16 protein-coding genes and 1 pseudogene are annotated in these 17,390 nt (G+C 46.3%); 15 read left to right on the top strand and 2 right to left on the bottom strand.

Going from position 1 to position 17,390, the window contains the following annotated elements:
• The first annotated feature begins 64 nt into the window (after positions 1 to 64).
• From BQ9856_RS18570 to BQ9856_RS18550, 6 genes and pseudogenes are all read left to right on the top strand, one after another.
• Entirely contained in the window at positions 65 to 1,009 is a 945-nt protein-coding gene (locus BQ9856_RS18570; protein WP_077612353.1) for an ABC transporter permease, read from the top strand.
• A gap of 14 nt (positions 1,010 to 1,023) precedes the next feature.
• Positions 1,024 to 1,923 carry an ABC transporter permease gene (locus BQ9856_RS18565; RefSeq protein ID WP_235839248.1) on the top strand — a complete coding sequence of 300 codons (900 nt, stop codon included), beginning with the start codon at positions 1,024 to 1,026 and terminating at the stop codon, positions 1,921 to 1,923.
• 8 nt (positions 1,924 to 1,931) lie between these two features.
• Positions 1,932 to 2,909, top strand: a pseudogene (locus tag BQ9856_RS25795) (ABC transporter ATP-binding protein); the annotation flags it as partial.
• 75 nt (positions 2,910 to 2,984) lie between these two features.
• The gene (locus BQ9856_RS25790) at positions 2,985 to 3,968 is read left to right on the top strand and encodes an ABC transporter ATP-binding protein (protein WP_442855596.1); all 984 of its coding nucleotides are present in this window, start codon (positions 2,985 to 2,987) and stop codon (positions 3,966 to 3,968) included.
• Between the two features lie 25 nt (positions 3,969 to 3,993).
• The gene (locus tag BQ9856_RS18555; protein ID WP_159442035.1) at positions 3,994 to 4,968 is read left to right on the top strand and encodes a mannonate dehydratase; all 975 of its coding nucleotides are present in this window, start codon (positions 3,994 to 3,996) and stop codon (positions 4,966 to 4,968) included.
• A 76-nt stretch (positions 4,969 to 5,044) separates the two neighbouring features.
• Entirely contained in the window at positions 5,045 to 6,277 is a 1,233-nt protein-coding gene (locus tag BQ9856_RS18550; protein WP_077612351.1) for a UxaA family hydrolase, read from the top strand.
• Between the two features lie 84 nt (positions 6,278 to 6,361).
• On the opposite strand, the gene BQ9856_RS18545 is transcribed toward BQ9856_RS18550, so the two are convergent.
• The gene (locus tag BQ9856_RS18545; RefSeq protein ID WP_077612350.1) at positions 6,362 to 7,801 is read right to left on the bottom strand and encodes a L,D-transpeptidase; all 1,440 of its coding nucleotides are present in this window, start codon (positions 7,799 to 7,801) and stop codon (positions 6,362 to 6,364) included.
• Positions 7,802 to 7,957: 156 nt separating this feature from the next.
• On the opposite strand from BQ9856_RS18545, the gene BQ9856_RS18540 reads away from it, so the two are divergent.
• The 7 genes from BQ9856_RS18540 (at position 7,958) to BQ9856_RS18510 (ending at position 15,407) form a co-directional block, all read left to right on the top strand.
• Positions 7,958 to 9,400, top strand: coding sequence for a lipopolysaccharide biosynthesis protein (locus tag BQ9856_RS18540; protein ID WP_077612349.1), 1,443 nt, complete (start codon positions 7,958 to 7,960; stop codon positions 9,398 to 9,400).
• A 286-nt stretch (positions 9,401 to 9,686) separates the two neighbouring features.
• Complete coding sequence (locus tag BQ9856_RS18535; RefSeq protein ID WP_077613443.1) at positions 9,687 to 10,943, top strand: lipopolysaccharide biosynthesis protein; 1,257 nt, start codon at positions 9,687 to 9,689, stop codon at positions 10,941 to 10,943.
• Positions 10,940 to 11,638: a glycosyltransferase family 2 protein gene (locus BQ9856_RS18530; RefSeq protein ID WP_442855547.1), complete on the top strand. Its 699-nt coding sequence runs from the start codon at positions 10,940 to 10,942 to the stop codon at positions 11,636 to 11,638. Before BQ9856_RS18535 ends, BQ9856_RS18530 begins: the two co-directional genes overlap by 4 nt.
• A gap of 18 nt (positions 11,639 to 11,656) precedes the next feature.
• Positions 11,657 to 12,028 (top strand): DUF2304 domain-containing protein, encoded by a 372-nt coding sequence (locus BQ9856_RS18525; RefSeq protein WP_077612348.1) that lies wholly within the window; start codon positions 11,657 to 11,659, stop codon positions 12,026 to 12,028.
• Positions 12,009 to 13,613: a DUF2142 domain-containing protein gene (locus tag BQ9856_RS18520; RefSeq protein ID WP_077612347.1), complete on the top strand. Its 1,605-nt coding sequence runs from the start codon at positions 12,009 to 12,011 to the stop codon at positions 13,611 to 13,613. The genes BQ9856_RS18525 and BQ9856_RS18520 overlap by 20 nt, the downstream gene beginning before the upstream one ends.
• Positions 13,614 to 13,635: 22 nt before the next feature.
• A complete protein-coding gene (locus tag BQ9856_RS18515; RefSeq protein ID WP_077612346.1) occupies positions 13,636 to 14,598 on the top strand; it encodes a glycosyltransferase family 2 protein in 963 nt (320 codons plus the stop codon).
• A gap of 401 nt (positions 14,599 to 14,999) precedes the next feature.
• On the top strand, positions 15,000 to 15,407 hold the full coding sequence (locus BQ9856_RS18510) for a type II toxin-antitoxin system HicB family antitoxin (protein WP_077612345.1): 408 nt from the start codon (positions 15,000 to 15,002) through the stop codon (positions 15,405 to 15,407).
• A 492-nt stretch (positions 15,408 to 15,899) separates the two neighbouring features.
• On the opposite strand, the gene BQ9856_RS18505 is transcribed toward BQ9856_RS18510, so the two are convergent.
• Positions 15,900 to 16,217, bottom strand: a complete 318-nt coding sequence (locus BQ9856_RS18505) for a MazG nucleotide pyrophosphohydrolase domain-containing protein (RefSeq protein WP_200801324.1) — start codon at positions 16,215 to 16,217, stop codon at positions 15,900 to 15,902.
• Positions 16,218 to 16,298: 81 nt separating this feature from the next.
• On the opposite strand from BQ9856_RS18505, the gene BQ9856_RS24620 reads away from it, so the two are divergent.
• Positions 16,299 to 16,472 (top strand): hypothetical protein, encoded by a 174-nt coding sequence (locus BQ9856_RS24620; RefSeq protein WP_159442034.1) that lies wholly within the window; start codon positions 16,299 to 16,301, stop codon positions 16,470 to 16,472.
• Positions 16,473 to 16,713: 241 nt separating this feature from the next.
• The gene (locus BQ9856_RS18500) at positions 16,714 to 17,244 is read left to right on the top strand and encodes a GNAT family N-acetyltransferase (RefSeq protein WP_077612344.1); all 531 of its coding nucleotides are present in this window, start codon (positions 16,714 to 16,716) and stop codon (positions 17,242 to 17,244) included.
• Positions 17,245 to 17,390: the final 146 nt, after the last annotated feature.

Below are 17,390 nucleotides of genomic sequence, written 5' to 3'. Positions count from 1 at the left end.
TATATAATTCCTGCATACGGGTTAAAAAAAATTATTTATATGATTTGGAAAGGGGGGAAATACAATGGGCAGATATATACTGAAAAGACTGGGACAGACAGTGATTGTACTGATCATTCTATCATTTATTGTTTTCATGCTGATATCCATGCTGCCGGGTGATCCGGTTTATGCAATGCTTGGCGGAGAAATTTCTGATGAGACATATAACCGCTGGTACCAGGCGCTTAATCTGGACAAACCGGTCATCGTCCGGTATTTTCTGTGGCTGTGGGATGCGGTCCGCTTAAATTTTGGAACATCAGCCAGTTATCATAAGTCTGTGGCCGGCGTTTTGGCCGAACATGTACCGGTAACTTTATACTTTTCACTGTTATCATTTTTTATCAGCATTCCGTTAGGGATTATTACCGGAATATTAAGTGCGGTGTACAGGGGCAAAAAGATAGATACGGTTGTTACCATGGCAGCAAATGTGACCTGCTGTCTTCCGCAGTTCTGGCTGAGTGTCTTATTTTTATATATTTTTTCCATGAAGCTGGGCTGGCTGCCGTCCTTTGGGTTTACGTCACCGTTTGTAGATTTGTCAAAAAGTATCCGGCAGACCATATTGTCCTTGACCTGTCTTACCTTAGGCGGCATTGCATCCATTACCAGACAGACCAGGTCCAGCATGTTGGAGGTCATCCGGCAGGATTATGTGCGGACTGCCAGATCAAAGGGACTGGCAGAGCGGAAGGTGATCTATATCCATGCGCTGAAAAACGCAATGATTCCCGTAATAACACTTATGGGGTTAAGGCTTGGCATGCTGATCGGAGGTTCCATGTTTGTGGAATCCGTTTTTAACATACCGGGTGTGGGAACCTTGTTCGTAACATCCATTCAGGCTCAGGATATCCCGTTGATTCAGGCCTGTGTTTTGATGATTGCCCTGGTATCAAGCGTTGTTAATGTCATAACCGATATTGTATATGCAGTCGTAGATCCAAGAATCCGCTTGGATTAGAAGGAGGTGTCGAGGTGGAAGGTAATTCGGCAGCAATAACAGACAGGCAGTTGACCGGAGGTCGGAAAAAGAATAAGTGGAAAAAATTTGTAAAAGTATTATTTGGCAGAAAGATTGTCTTGGTTAGCTTTGCAGGAGTCTTGATATTCCTGTTCATTGCGATATTCGCTCCATGGCTGGCACCCCATGATCCAAACCGGACCAATTTAATGGACAGCTTAAAAAAGCCGTGTGCGGAATATTTACTTGGTACGGATAATTCAGGCAGGGATGTGCTCAGCCGCGTTCTGTATGGAACCCGTATTTCCCTGGTTGTGGGCGTTCTGGCAGTTATGATCGCCTGTGCCATCGGAACTTTTTTTGGAATGACGGCAGGATTTTTCGGCGGAGCGGTGGATGATATCATCAACCGTGTAAGCGAAGCGATCCGGTCCATACCGCAGATCGTTTTTGCCATGGCTCTGTGTGCGGTGCTTGGAGGAGGAATCATCAATTTATCGATCGTTCTAGGAATATCGAATATGGCAATTTACATCCGTATGATGAGAGGACAGGTTCTTTCCATAAAAGAAACGGATTACATAATGGCAGGGAAATTGCAGGGCAACGGGAGCTTTGCCCTGATGTTTCGGCATGTACTGCCAAATAGTATATCGCCCATTATAGTCACGATGACGCAGCAGGTGGGCCAGACGATTCTTGCGGAGGCCGGGCTCAGCTTTCTTGGGCTTGGAATCAGCCAGCCTACCGCATCCTGGGGCAGCATTGTCAGTGACGGAAGAAATTTTCTTCTGCAGAACCCGACATTTTCCATAGCACCCGGTATCTGCATCGCCTTGCTGGTAATATTTTTAAATACGCTTGGTGACGGTGTCCGGGATGCATTGGATCCAAGACTCAGAGGAGAAATCTGACAGGGGGTATGGAACAGATGAGCCATCTATTAGAAGTAAAGAATATACAGACGTGTTTTTTGACCGACGGTTCCAAGGTACGGGCGGTTGACGGCGTATCGCTCTGTCTGGACAGAGGAGAGATCATAGGGATCGTAGGCGAATCCGGAAGCGGAAAGTCCGTAACCATGATGAGCGTGCTTCAGCTGATCGGGGCGCCGGGCAAGATCGAAGGCGGAGAAGCCCTGTTAGAAGGCATGGAGAAAAATCTGCTGGATTATGAGGCGGACAGTACACAGATGAGAGATGTACGGGGCGGCCGGATCAGCATGATATTTCAGGAACCCATGACTTCTTTGAACCCCGTGCTGACCATTGGGTATCAGATTCAGGAAAATATCATGCTTCATTTAAAACTGGATAAAGAGGAAGCCAGAAAACGCACCATTGAAATGCTTAAAATGGTCAAGATCCCTGACGCAGAGCAGAGATTTGGATACTATCCCCAGCAGTTTTCCGGTGGTATGAGGCAGAGGATCATGATCGCCATGGCCATGTCCTCGAAACCGGATATCCTGATTGCGGATGAGGCCACTACGGCCCTTGACGTGACCACCCAGGCACAGCTTTTGGAGATGATCCGGGAGATTGCAAAGGAGACCAACACTGCGGTCATTATCGTCACCCATAATCTGGGGATCGTAGCGAGGTTTTCGGAACGGATCTATGTAATGTATTCCGGGAATGTTATGGAAACCGCAGATACCGTGAATATTTTTAAAGATCCCCGGCATCCCTATACCAGAAGTCTGCTGCGGGCGATTCCGAGACTGGATGATTCGAAGGAACGTGTTTTAATTCCCATTGACGGGCTGCCGCCAAACCCCGCCTTGCGGCCGGATTACTGTCCGTTTTATGACCGCTGCGAGTACCACATGGAGAAATGCAGGAAGAGCAGTAAACCGGAATTGAAAGAAACACAGAAAGGGCACTGGGCTGCCTGCTGTCTGACGGGAGAGGAGCTGGAGGCGAAAGAGGAGGAGATCCGCAATAAGCCTCAAAAGGAGGCTCCCGTCCGCAAGCTGAGTGAGGAACGCTGCCTTGAAGTCCGTAATGTGAGAAAGTATTTTCCTATTTATAAGGGAATGATGAGAAAAAAGGCCGGGGAAGTAAAGGCGATTGAGGAAATCACCTTCCATGTGAGAAAAGGGGAGACCCTGGGCATTGTAGGGGAGTCCGGATGCGGAAAAACCACTATGGCCAGATGCATCATGAGAGTCTATAAGCCGGAAGAAGGGGAGATCCTGTTTGACGGGACCGATCTTGTGCCTTTGAGTGACAAACAGTTAAAGCCTTACCGGTCAAGGATCGCCATGATATTCCAGGATCCATTTTCATCCCTGGATCCCAGGCAGACAGCCGGGGCCATTGTAGGAGAGTCCTTAAAGCTTTCCAAAAAGTATAAAGACCGGAAGCAGTATGAGGAACGGGTAAATGAGCTTTTCCGGATCGTCGGTCTGGATCCGTCCTTAAAGGACAGGGTGCCTCACGAATTTTCGGGAGGACAGAGGCAGAGAATCGGCATAGCCAGAGCCTTATCCTCGGAACCGGATTTAATCATATGCGATGAACCGATCTCGGCTCTGGATGTATCCATACAGGCCCAGATCATCAATCTGCTGGAAGAACTTCAGGCAAAGCTGGGTGTCAGCTATCTGTTTATTGCCCATGACCTGGCGGTGGTCAAGCATATCAGTGACCGGATTCTGGTCATGTACCTGGGACGGGTCGTGGAGATCGCAGAATGTGAGGAATTATATAATAACACCCTGCATCCCTATACAAAAGCTTTGCTGTCGGCAGTTCCCGTGGCAGACCCTGTGGTAGAAGCGGGGAGAGACAGGGTACCGATTCAGGGAGAGGTTCCGAGCATTGTAAACCGTCCCAGGGGCTGCCCGTTCCATGACCGATGCAATGATGCAACAGAACGTTGCAGAAATGAAATACCGAAATTAAAAGAAGCCGGAAACGGACATGAAGTGGCCTGCTTCTTATATGAAGAGTGAATGTGCAGACCAGGAGGTTAAAATAATGAATAATAAAATTAAAGTACAGATTCCCATTGTTTCTGATTATACAGATGACCAGCTTCTTTTTGCAAAGCAGATGGGACTCAAAAATGTGTTTGTCATGTTTAAGGATGAACACAGTAATTATGACTCTGTTATGAGATTCATGGAGCGCTGTGCCAAATTTGATTTAACAGTAAATGATGCAGGAAACTCCAACATGTATAAGCATCCCTCCATACATCTGGGATTGCCGGACCGGGATGAGTGGATTAATCAATACAATGCCTTTAACCGGGCGCTGGGGAAAGCAGGTATCCGGGTGGGGTATGTGACCTGGGACCAGGGGCGCGTGTCAACCACCAGATTTGCAGTTGGAGAACATACCAGGGGCGCTGTCGGAAGGCTGGTTGATATGGAGGAGTTAAACAGCCATCCTTTCTGCTTTGACCGCGAGTATCAGAAGGAAGAGATGTGGAATAACTTCAAGTATTTTATGGACCGGGTGCTTCCTGTATGTGAAGAAGCGGATATACGTCTGGCACTGCATCCCAACGATCCGCCGGTGCCTTCCCTGGAAGGCGTATGCAATCTGATCCATTCGGCAGAGGATTACAAGAGAGCTTTTGAAATGGTAAACAACAATCCGTATCTTGGAATGAAATTCTGCGTCGGCTGCTGGCTGGAGGGAGGAAAAGAATTCGGCAATATTATGGAAGACATTAAATATTTTGTAGAAAACAAAAAAGTATTTATTGTACATTTCCGAAATGTGAGCAGTACGCTTCCTTATTTTGAAGAGACATTGCTGGAAGACGGTTATATGGATATGTATCAGGTCATGAAGCAGTTTGTGGCCTGCGGTTACGACGGAGCAATGCATTGTGACCACGTTCCGGAATTTGTGGAAGCCTGCGGAGGGAAAGATTCTTCCTTTGCTTATTCAACCGGTTATATGAAAGCTCTGATCCACTGCGCTGTTTCAGAACTTAAATAAAATAAAGGTGGAAATTATTGGATTTTTATTGCAGAATATAGTATAGTTATATCATTTATTCTGCGGAGGTGTCGTTATGGAGAGCCAACAATATAATAAGGCTTCATTTCAGGGGATCATAAGAAGTAATAACAGCGTTGGTACAAGGAATTATATTGGGGTCATTGCAACGGAAAATGAATCGGCAACCGTTGCCAGGCAGATAGCGGACTATTTTACTTACGAACGGCTGGCCGGCTACAAAAATATTGATGGTGTAATTCCTTTTATAACGACACTTGGCGGCGCCCTGGATATGAAAGGGCAGATTCTGGACCTACTGCGCAGAACCATGAGGGGGTATATTGACAATCCGAATATGGGAGGAATGCTGGTAGTATCCCTTCATTCAAGGGGAAACAGCGCGGAAGGCTTTTTTGAGGCGAAGCATCTGGAAGAAGGCCCATTTTTAAAAAAATTAATCGTCTGCAACGAAGGCGGCAGCCGGAACAGTGTGGAAAAAGGCATTGATATCGTCTACAGCATGCTGCAGAAGGCAAATGCCATAAAAAGAACGGCTGTTTCCGCCAGACATTTGACCGTCGGCCTGAAATGCGGAGGAACCAATTCCTTATTGGGACTGTCTGCAAATCCGGCCCTTGGCGTTGCAACAGACTTACTGGTTCAAAACGGAGCGGCCGTCATATTAAGTGAAACAATGGAATTATATGGGGTACAGGATGAACTGCTGAAACGGGGAATCAATGACGGGGTTCGGGAAAAACTGCTGAACCGCTTAAACTGGTGGATACGTGCAATTCAGTTAAAGGAGCTTTTAGTATATGATAAAAGCCTTCCAAAAGAATACTGGGATGTTAACAGCTATATAGCGGATCAGGCTTATAAAGGAATAGGGATAAAAAAATCAGGAACCTCCCCTCTTATGGAAGTATACCAGTATGCGCAGAGGGTGAAGGAAAAAGGGCTGGTTTTTATGGATACTCCGGGATACGATGCGGTTGCCGTAACCGGGCAGATCGCAGGAGGAGCGACACTAATCGCCTATACCACCGGAAACGGCTCCTGTTTTGGAGCCTACCCTTCACCGGTAATGAAGATGGCGGCTTCCGACTCCATATATGGACAAATGCTGTCGGATCTGGATATGAATTGCGGCGGTGTTTTAAATGGTGAGATATGTGTGGAGGACATGGGGAAACTCATATTTGAAAAATTATTACGAGTCGCATCAGGAGAAAAAACAAAGGCAGAGTTGAATGGCGTTGGCAGAAATGAATATTCGCCATGGCAGATCGGGTCAATAGGATAACAAAGAAGCAAAAGGAAGTGCCTCATAACGACTGATTTCCAGTCATTATGGGGCACTGAAATTTCCGGAATAGAGAAAACGGCGTTAAACATTCGGATCGGTCGGATCCCAGGTCTGGGTATCCGGTATGATCTGTTCAATGGCAGGGCGCTCATAAGGACCGGAAACCGGCGATTCGTAAATCGTAACGGTAGTTCCCAGGGCACAGTGGTCATATACCCACTTTGCATCACCCGATAACAGGCGGACACATCCGGCAGACTGTGCAATGCTCAAATAGTTATAAGTAGTCGGATCCAGCGTCATCTTATTGGGGCTGCTGTACAGGATGGAATGGATCAGAAATCCTTTCCAGATGCGGGTTGCATACTGGGTGAAGATTCCGTGATTCATGTCACGCCAGCGGTATTTTTCCGGAGTCTGGAATGTTCCCAGAGGGGTATCCGGTCCGGTCGAGGTCAGGAAGGACTTTACCGGAATAATAAAACCGTTATTCCCATCCTTGGCAAAAATGGTCATGCAGTTCATCTCTTTGTTAATGCTTATGAGGAACGGTCCCTTTGCACCGATAACCGGCTCTAAGTCCGGAAGCATTCTGCCGGATCCATCGAAGTAGTACTTGTAACCGTCGATGTACTGCCAGCCGGTCACAGGATAGGTGTCCTGGAAATAATAACGCTCATTGCCGGACCATGCCCAGCCGGTAAACGGGGTTCCGTCTCCGTTAAAGCAGCGGAGAGCACCGTCAATCTGCTGCATACCGTCCACACCGGCAGCAACCAGGGGCTTACTTGTGGAATAGGGGAATGCGGCGTTCTTGGTATAGAAGGCCATACGCAGACCTGTTATGTAATGACCGGTTCCCATGGTTCCGGTGGTCGTTCCGTTTTTGGCCCAGTCCATGGTGGTTCCATCCTCCAGCTGTGCCGTATAGTAGATATCAAACTGGTTGTTCACATAACCGGAAAAGCGCATCTGTACCGCTTCAATGTTTATATCATTGGCGTAATTGGTGGTCTGCTGTCCATTCATAGCCCATGGGGACCAGCCGGTGCTGGATGTGTAAGTGCGGTAAAGCACATTTCCCACGATGTTGGTTAAGAAGGTAGATAATCCATGAAAGCCTTCTCCGTTGTTTGTAATCCACGCATCATTTACAAAAGGCTGTGACCAGTTGCTGTCACCTATCATAACGGTGGTCTGGAGACGTGGGAAATTCGCTTTTAAAGCTTCCTGGGCCGCCCTGTCAGCTTCGTCTACGACACCATCTTCGCCGCCTCCTTCCGCCTCTTTACCGATATCCACTCCGGCGCTTGCCAAAGCGGTTTCTGCTTCTTTAGTTGTTATGCCTCCCAAGGTCCCGGCCTGATCTTTGTTTCCGGTCTGGCTGCCATCCTGACTGATGGATACGCCATTCTTAAAACCCGGGCCATATGCTTCTTCCGCCCATGCAAAGGAAGCCTGTCCGGAAACAAGGGCAGCCGTCAGACAGAATGCCGCCAGGCCGCGTGTCAGTTTACGCATAATCAAAAACCTCCTGAATTCTTGAAATAAAAAATGTATATTCCATAATACTTTAACACAATCAAGTCCAAAATGCTATAGACGATTTACATTTATTGGGGAATATAGTACAATAAGGCGGAACTGTCAATTGGTAAAACGAGGTTAAAAGTCAGTATGTACCAGGAAAATATGAAAAAAAAGGTTCTTTCCGGTTTGTTCTGGAAAGTGATGGAAAACGGGGGGACCCAGGGAATTCAGTTCCTTGTATCGGTTCTTCTTGCCAGGATGCTGACACCGGCAGAGTCCGGAGAAGTCATGCTCATCATGATATTCATTACCATTGGAAATGTATTTGTCCAGAGCGGTTTTAATACATCCCTGATTCAAAAATATGAGGTGGATGAGGCGGATTATTCCTCAGCTTTTTACATCAGTGCGGCCATTGCTGTAATTCTTTATGTGATTCTGTTTATATCAGCCCCGTCCATTGCGTCATTTTATGGACAGCCTGTTTTTTGCCCGGTGCTTCGGGTACTTTCCGTGACTCTGTTTTTTGGTGCCGTCACATCCGTACAGTCTGCTGCGGTCGCCAGGAATATGGAGTTCCGGAAAATGTGTCTGGCAAGCCTTTCCGCCGCCTTTGGTTCCGGTGTGATCGGCGTATTCATGGCAGCCAGGGGATTGGGGCTCTGGGCGCTGGTCATGCAGCAGTTCTTCTACAGCTTTTTTCTGATGGTGGTCCTGACCTTTCTGGTGAAGTGGCGTCCCAGGCTGCTGTTTTCCGTAAAAAAAGCCGGTGAGCTGTTTTCCTATGGCTGGAAAATCCTCTGCTCCGGCCTCATTGACACCGTATTCAGCAATATATACGGACTTGTGATCGGTAAACTATATAATTCTGATATGATGGGGCAATACTCAAGAGGAAACCAGTTTCCGTCCCTGATCGCCAATAATCTGGGAGCTGCCATCCAGTCGGTCATGCTGCCGGCCTTTTCCGCCTGCCAGAATGAACGGGAAAGGCTGAAAAGCATGGTGAGACGGTCCATTGTCACCAGCTCTTATCTGGTATTTCCCATGATGGCCGGCCTGATCGCCGTGGCAGAACCCATGGTCAAGCTGCTTCTGACGGACCAATACTTACCCTGCGTCCCCCTGCTGCGGCTGCTGTGTGTGGCATATGCCACCTGGCCCCTTCACGTGGCCAACTTACAGGCCATCAATGCCATGGGCAGAAGTGAAATATTTTTAAAGCTGGAAATCGCGAAGAAGGGGGTCAGCGTCATCGCCCTTCTTATCAGCATCCCCTTTGGCATCACCGCCATGGTGGCCCTGAGGGCGGTCACTGATTTTATTTGCACCTTTATCAACGCTTATCCCAACAAAAAGCTGTTGAACTACAGCTTTTCCCAGCAGTGGAGGGATGTATTCCCGTCTCTTCTTCTGTCTGCGGTGATGTGCGTTATCGTGTACGGAGTACAATATGTAATAGAAGGAACTCTTCTCACCCTTACGGTTCAGATCCTTGTGGGAGTACTGGTATATGTCGGGCTTTCCTGGCTGTTCCGGCTTGAAAGCTTTCTGTATCTGTGCCGTGCCGCGGGATTCATGAAACCTTAGGAAAGTTGGTTTTGAGTTTACTTTTTAAGTCTGATATTGTAGAATAAAGGGAACATCGTCAGGAAATATCCTGCGGGTATACCTTTGTCCAAACAGCGTGGGCAATGAAGAGGAAACACCCTACGGGTATACCTTAATGCCCAAATAGCGTGGGCAATGAAGAGGAAACACCCTACGGGTATACCTTTATGCCCAAACAGCGTGGGCAATGAAGAGGAAACACCCTGCGGGTATACCTTAATGCCCAAATAGCGTGGGCAATGAAGAGGAAATCAGAGGAAAATTAATGGAACGAAAAAATGTGGCCTGGAACATGATCGGAAGCCTGGTTTATGCGGGCTCCAGCATGGTTCTCACAGCCCTTGTCAATCATCTGGTGGGGACAGACCGGGGAGGGATCTTTGGCTTTGCCTTCAGCACGTTCGGGCAGCAGATGTTTCTGGTGGCCTATTTTGGCATGAGACCGCTGCAGAGCACGGACGTGGGCCGGAGCTATACATTTGGAGAATACCGTCTGGCCCGTGCCATTACCTGCCTGGCGGCCATTCTGTTCGGGATCTTCTATATCATTTGGAATACGGTGATACGGGCAGAGGGTTATCCCGGAGAAAAGGCGCTGGTGGTATTTCTGATGGTGCTTTACAAGGTATTGGACGGATTTGCCGACGTGTATGAATCGGAATTTCAGAGGAATGGCCGTTTGTATTTGACCGGACAGGCAATGGCTTTCCGGACCGTGCTTTCCGTCTGCTGCTTTTTAGGAGCCCTGGCTGTGACAAAGGATCTGGTATTTTCCAGTATGGTGGCAGTGGCATCCCAGGGAGCCGGGATCCTGTTATTCGACAGAAGGGCGGCAAAGCACGTTCCGGGAATGGCGTTTGACAGAACCGCACGGAAACAGTGGAAGCTTTTGCAGGATAGTTTTTTGCTGTTTTTATCCGTTTTTTTAGACGGATTGATTTTTGCCATGGCGAAATATGCCGTAGATGCCCGGATGACTTCGACGGATTCTGCGGTCTTTGTAGCTATTTTTATGCCGACCTCAGTCATTAATCTTGCGGCCAATTTTGTGATCCGTCCCTATTTAACCAAAATGTCATACCAATGGGAAGAAGGTCAATTCCGGGAGTTTGTATCGGATTTAAAGAAACTGGCGGGAATCATCCTGGTTCTTACGGTGGCAGCCCTGGCCGGAGCCTGGGCCCTCGGCGTACCTGTATTAGGGGCTATCTCCAATGTGGAGCTGAAACCTTACCGGTCCGGGCTGCTCTTTATAATTTTGGGCGGCGGTTTCTTTGCGGTCATGAACCTGTTTTATTATGTGCTTGTTATCATGAAGCAGCAGAAACGGATCTTTTTCGGTTATGTGCCGGTCTGCATCCTGTCCCTTTTTCTTTCCTTCTGGCTTGTAGGGGAGGGAGGGATCAATGGAGGCGCTTTTTCCTACATGCTGGAAATGCTGCTTCTCATGCTTTGCTTTATGGGACAGGCGGTCCGGGTATTCATCACAGAGGAAAAAGGGAGGGAGGAACGCAGAAAATGATGGATAAAGTACTGGTTGTGATACCTGCATACAATGAGGCTCTCAATATTGAGCGCGTGGTGGGTGAAGTGATCCGGAATTACCCAATGTTTGATTATGTAATCATCAATGACGGTTCCACCGATCAGACGGCAGATATCTGCCGGAGGCATGGCTGGAAGATCATAGATCTGCCCATAAATCTGGGACTGGCCGGAGCATTCCAGACCGGGCTTAAATATGCTCACCGTCATGGATACCATTATGCAATTCAGTTTGACGGAGACGGGCAGCACCGGCCGGAATACATTTTTCCTATGAAGGAGAAGATGGATGAGGGATATGATATTGTGATCGGGTCCAGGTTCGTGACGGAAAAAAAGCCCCATTCCATGCGGATGCTCGGAAGCAGGCTGTTGAGCGGGGCCATCCGGCTCACCACAGGGGTAACGGTGAAGGATCCTACCTCAGGGATGCGCATGTTCAGCCAAAAGATGATCAAGGAATTTGCCGATGGTCTGAACTACGGTCCGGAACCGGATACCATTTCCTACTTAATCAGGCAGGGAGCCAGAGTCTCGGAGATTCCGGTCACTATGGATGAACGGATCATGGGAGAGAGTTACTTAAATCCTGTCAATGCAGCCCGGTATATGGGAAAAATGCTGTTTTCCATTTTGCTGGTACAGAGCTTCCGCATTCGGGACCGGAGATAAAAGAAGGGAGAACGTAACATGACGGTTGTACTTCGCAGTGTGCTGATATGCGTTTCCATGGTGCTTACATTTTATGTGCTAAGAAAAATACGCCATTCCAAGATGAAGATTGAGGATTCCATCTTCTGGGTGATGTTCGCTCTGCTTTTGGTGATTTTCAGTGTATTTCCTCGGCTGGCGGATTTTATATCCAGGCTGGTGGGGACGTATTCCACTGCCAATTTTATCTTTGCCTTCATGATCTTTATTCTGCTGGTAAAGGTTTTTTTCCAGTCCATTAAGATATCCCAGCTGGAGCGGAGAGTGACCGAACTCATTCAGATGCTGGCTCTGGACCGGGAAGAGGCAAAGGAGAAGGAGGAACGGAAGCATGAAGCACATTCGGATTAAAAAAGGACTGCTGCTTACGGCGGGAAGCATCCTGCTTATCGCCTTTCTGTTTATTAACGAATATCCGGACACCATTATAGGGATCCCTTCGCCGCAATATGAGGCGGTCCGGCGTTTTTACTGGTGGCTGATCGTGTTTGGCTGTGGATTTCTTGGGCTTCTGGGGGCTGCTTTGTGGATCAGCCGGAAAATTTACTGGTGGCTGTTCCCGGCTGCCCTGGTGATTCTTGGCCTGTTTTATATGCTGGTCCTCACACCTTTTTCTACACCGGATGAGGCGGCTCATTTTGTCAGCGCCTACCGTCTTTCCAGCCAGCTGATGGGGAAACAGGCGGTGGCGGATGAAACATTCCTGGCCCATGCAAAGGAAGAAGAGCGGGAGAGGGTCGGCCGGGGGGCAAATGTTCTGGTGCGGAGCGGTGATGACGCGCCGGGCCTTTATACAAGCGTGGGACAGGTCTCATACAATCTGGTTCTTACCCAAATGTTCTCATTGGATGACAGCCAGGGAGTGACTGTCCGGTATGAGGCACCGGTAAACACCACACCGGTGGTTTATCTTCCTCAGGCGTTTGGAATCAGCCTTGCCAGAATTCTGCATTTGGGATATATTCCGCTGGTATATCTGGGCAGGCTGTTCAATCTTCTGGCTTTTGCGGGCATGGCTGCGCTGGCCGTCCGGATCATGCCGTTTAAAAAGGAACTTCTCATGGCGGTGTCCTGCCTGCCCATGACCCTTCATCTGGCGGCATCCTTATCGTATGATGCGGCATTTATCGGACTCTCCATGCTGTTTCTGGCCTGGTGTTTTTATCTGGCATATGAAAAAAAGGAAGTGACCGTAAAAGATACGGTTATTCTGGCTCTTTTACTGATTCTTTTAGAACCGGGCAAAATCGTATATCTGCCGGTGGCAGGAATCTGTTTACTTATCCCGGCTTCCAAATTTAAGACAAAAAAACGTTACTGGCTATCCGTTATCTGTGTCATGGCAGCGGTGGTGCTGGCAGTGTTTTTCGTAAACCGCATCGTCCTTTCTGTATGGGCGAGCTCGACGGAAAGCTATGTAGGCTGGAGCGAGGCAGCGGGTTATACGCTTCAGGATGTGCTTCACCAGCCGTATGATATTTTTCTCGTTTATTATGAGACCCTGGTCACTCAGTTTGATTATTATCTGGTTACCATGCTCGGCGGATTTCTGGGAAACTTAGACCCAAACCTGACGGTACCGCCCTTTTGCCTGGCCATATTGTGGTATGTACTGTTTGTGAGCGTGATAAGGCGGGAAGGGGAAGAGGCCCTTATAACAGGCGGACAGAAGCTGTGGATCCTGCTGCTGGTGTTTTTAAGCGCCTGCCTGGTCCTGGCCTCTATGCTTTTGGGCTGGACTCCAAGAAATTTAACCTATATTACCGGGGTTCAGGGGCGGTATTTTATTCCCCTGCTGCCACTTGTGCTGTTGACCGTATTTGACAGGCATCTGGTCATCAGCCTGGACTTAAGAAAAAGTGCCTGGTATCTGGAATGCTTTGTAAGCATCTATGCCCTGATACGCATCTGCTCCACAGCGTGTCTGCGTAATTGATCGGAAGGTAGAGGAAAGTGTGATGGAAGAGAAGAGACAGGAAAGCCGGACCGTGGATGTGATCATTCCGGTGTACAAGCCGGATGAGACGTTAAAGCGTCTGTTAAAGCGTCTGGGAGAACAGTCCTATCCCATACGGCGGATCATCGTCATGAATACGGAACGGTCCTATTGGAAGGAAGAGGATTATACCTGGGTTCGTGATCTGGAGGTCCACCATGTGGCAAAAAAGGAATTTGACCATGGCGGCACCAGGAATCAGGGGGCCGGCCATTCAGAAGCGGATATTATGGTATTCATGACCGATGACGCAGTTCCGGCGGATAAAAATTTAATTGGAGCTCTGGTAAAGGGGCTTCATCAGACCGGAAAGGATGGCGAAAAAGTGGTAATGGCCTACGCAAGACAGCTCCCCAATCCGGACTGTGCTCTTGCAGAGCAGTATACCCGTTCCTTTAATTACCCGGAGCAGAGCCGGGTTAAGACAAAGGCGGACTTACCGAAGCTGGGGATCAAGACTTTTTTCGCTTCCAATGTCTGCTGTGCTTATGACCGGGAGGCCTTTTTAGAGGCTGGAGGATTTATAAACCGGACCATTTTTAATGAGGACATGGTTTATGCAGGAAATGCGGTGCGCCGGCAGGGGCAGGCGGTTGCATATGCGGCAGATGCCCGGGTATTTCATTCCCATAATTATGGGTGTATTGCCCAGTTCAAACGAAATTTTGACCTTGCGGTATCCCAGGCGGACCACCCGGAGGTATTCGGGGGGATCCGTTCGGAAAGTGAGGGGATCCGTCTCGTGAAAAAGACCTGCGCCTGGCTTGTAAAACAGAAAAAGCCATGGCTGGTTCCCGGTGTGATCGTGAAAAGCGGATTTAAATACATGGGGTATCTTATGGGGAAACGGTACCGGATTTTGCCGGAGTGGCTGATTTTACGGTGTACCATGAACCAGGGGTATTGGAAGAAGGGGGAGGACTGAGCCATTAGCGGATGGTTTAGTCCTTTTCTGATACTTATGCCTATACCCCATAGTTCAGAAAAGCTGGTATAATTTTTCAAATTGGAAAGCACGATATCCCGGGGATTGGTAGAGCCATTTTTTATAACAACGTCTTAATATGATGACAGAGTATAAAAATGGATAATAAAATACTATAGTATAAAATGAGTATATTATATACATGAAAATCTTGACAAATGCGCATAATATACGTATAGTGTAATTGTAACGGATCATTACCCATTTTAAAGGAGTATGAATGAAGAGGAGAGATTTAGTTAAGCTTCTCGAGGAAAATGGCTGGTTTAGGGCTTTAATCCCGGCATCTTAATGGCTTCATTATACTTAAAATGGTTTTTAATATTTGAAGGAGGATTACTATGTTGAAGAAAGGAGCGTATCCGATTATATTAAAACAATCAGAGGAAGGATATTATGTATATATTCCTGATTTTGATATCGGAACACAAGGGAAATCAATTGCTGATGCTATGGAGATGGCAAGGGATGCAATTGGATTAATGGGTATTGATATGGAAGATGAGAAGAAAGAACTTCCTCAACCCTATTCAAGCCAATTAAAAGCAGAAAGGGATGATATTGTCACTTTAGTAGATGTTAATTTTACTGAATACAGGAGGAAGCTGGATAATAGGGCAGTTAAGAAAAATTGTACGATTCCTTATTGGATGAGCGTTGAAGCTGATAAGGCTGGAGTAAATTATTCCCGATTGCTTCAAGATGCTATTACCAATGTATTAGAGATTCGTAATCGAAAAGTTAACTAAATTATTTATTTTGTGGAAAGGGACGCTAAGTGTCTCTTTTCTTTTTATGTTAAATGATAAAAGTTTTTTTTATTGATGAGTAAAATTAGAATTTTCCTTTGTACACAAAGCGGATCAGGAACAATACCTTCAAGAAACAGACTGCGACAGCTGCATATCCTTCCAGTGGATCCGGCCACAATATTGCAAACGTTGCGGGAAAGAGTTTTTGGAGTAGAAAGAAAATCTATATTGCAAAAATTGCAGGGACGCCCGAAAGAAACAGTATCTTAAGACAATGGCAGTACTTGATAGATAAAAGTATCTCATAAAAGGGAGGAAGCCGGCAAGATCAGCGATAATCCTGACGGCCGTTATGAAAAAGATTTATATGTAAAAGGCTATTGGCCCCTTTGTGAGTGTAAATATAACGGGGAATTGTGATAGATTTTTGATGGAATTGCGAAGAGTTTAAGAATAAGGAGCTATTAAATACACAGGGCATAGTAACGATTAATTTGAAAAGAGTTTGTCGGTATTGTGGGTTCCATATTTCTCATCGTTTAAGCGTTCTTTTACAGGAATCCATTTTTCGAGATCAATATTATATAGGTTAGCTATGGCAAGAGTATAGTACAGGACATCATAGAGTTCTTCTTCGATACTACCCTTAAAAAAAGTATCACTAGCAGGAGTTGTATTCTTACGTATTGCTTTTGCAAGTTCTCCAACCTCTTCTGATAACTTTAGAAAATAATCTTTTTTGAGGTCTGGGTGATGATCTTTTTCCTTGATGTACTTTTGTAATTCTGATATTGAAATACTTTTCATTATGGACCTCCGTTAAGCCTGGTTTTTAAATTCATTATTGCATAAACATCGTGAAATAACAAGTAAAAAAGGAGATAGTTTATGAAATCATTATTACATTATCCCGGAAGCAAGCGCCGGATCGCCCCGTGGATAGACGGGAATATGTCAGAACATCACAGCTATCTGAATCCTTACATATATGATGATATAAAGAAAAATGCCCCAAAAGTAAATTTTGGGACATCTTTCAAACTAAGAAGTTTAAGCTGTTAACAATACTTCGCTAACAGCTAACTGTTATTTCCGCATTGCTATCCATAGCTTGACACCTCCGTTTATAATGATGTGTTATTGAACACAACATTATTATGGGCATAATCTAAAAAAATATTATGGGAATATATAGAATTAGGATTTAACGAATTACTGTATGTTGGAAACTTAATATTGATAGTTAGTAAAATATAATGTATTTTAAAGTAGAGATTATCTATAGAAAGGGAGGCATTGAGAGATGCGAGAGTATTTTATAAAAACAAAACGGATTGGATTCTCAAATTGGAATGCTGCTGATTTGGATTTAGCTGCTCAGCTATGGGGAGAAAAAGAAGTTACCCGGTTTATTTGCGCTACTGGAAAGTTTACACAACAGGATATAATTCACCGCTTGGATACAGAAATTCATAATGATGAGGTGTTTCATATACAGTACTGGCCTATTTTTGAGCTTGTGACAGGTGAACTGATTGGTTGTTGCGGAATCCGGCCTTTTAAAGCTGAAACACATTCCTATGAGCTTGGTTTTCATCTGCGAAAAAAATACTGGGGTATGGGGTATGCCTCCGAGGCTGCAAAAGTCGTCATAGATTACAGTTTCACTATTTTAGGAGCTGATAAACTGTATGCAGGACATCATCCCAAAAACAAGGCATCGGAAAAGCTGCTTTTGAAACTGGGGTTTCAATATATTGGCAAGAACTTTTATGAACCGACAGGATTGTATCATCCGTCATATGAATTAGTGAATAGATGTGAGGAGGAGTAATATCAGAAAAAGAAAGTTTTCTGGAACGTTACATATTCCTGATTTTGATATCGGAACGCAAGGGAAATCAATTACTGATGCTATGGAAATGGCTATGGTATTGAGATGGAAGATGTATTTTAGATACAAGCAAATGGTAATTTATG

Origin of the sequence: Clostridium sp. Marseille-P2415 (assembly GCF_900155545.1) — a bacterium.
GTDB lineage: Bacteria > Bacillota > Clostridia > Lachnospirales > Lachnospiraceae > Lacrimispora.
Note: the sequence above shows the minus strand (reverse complement) of the source record. Positions and strands in the feature narration are given on the sequence as shown.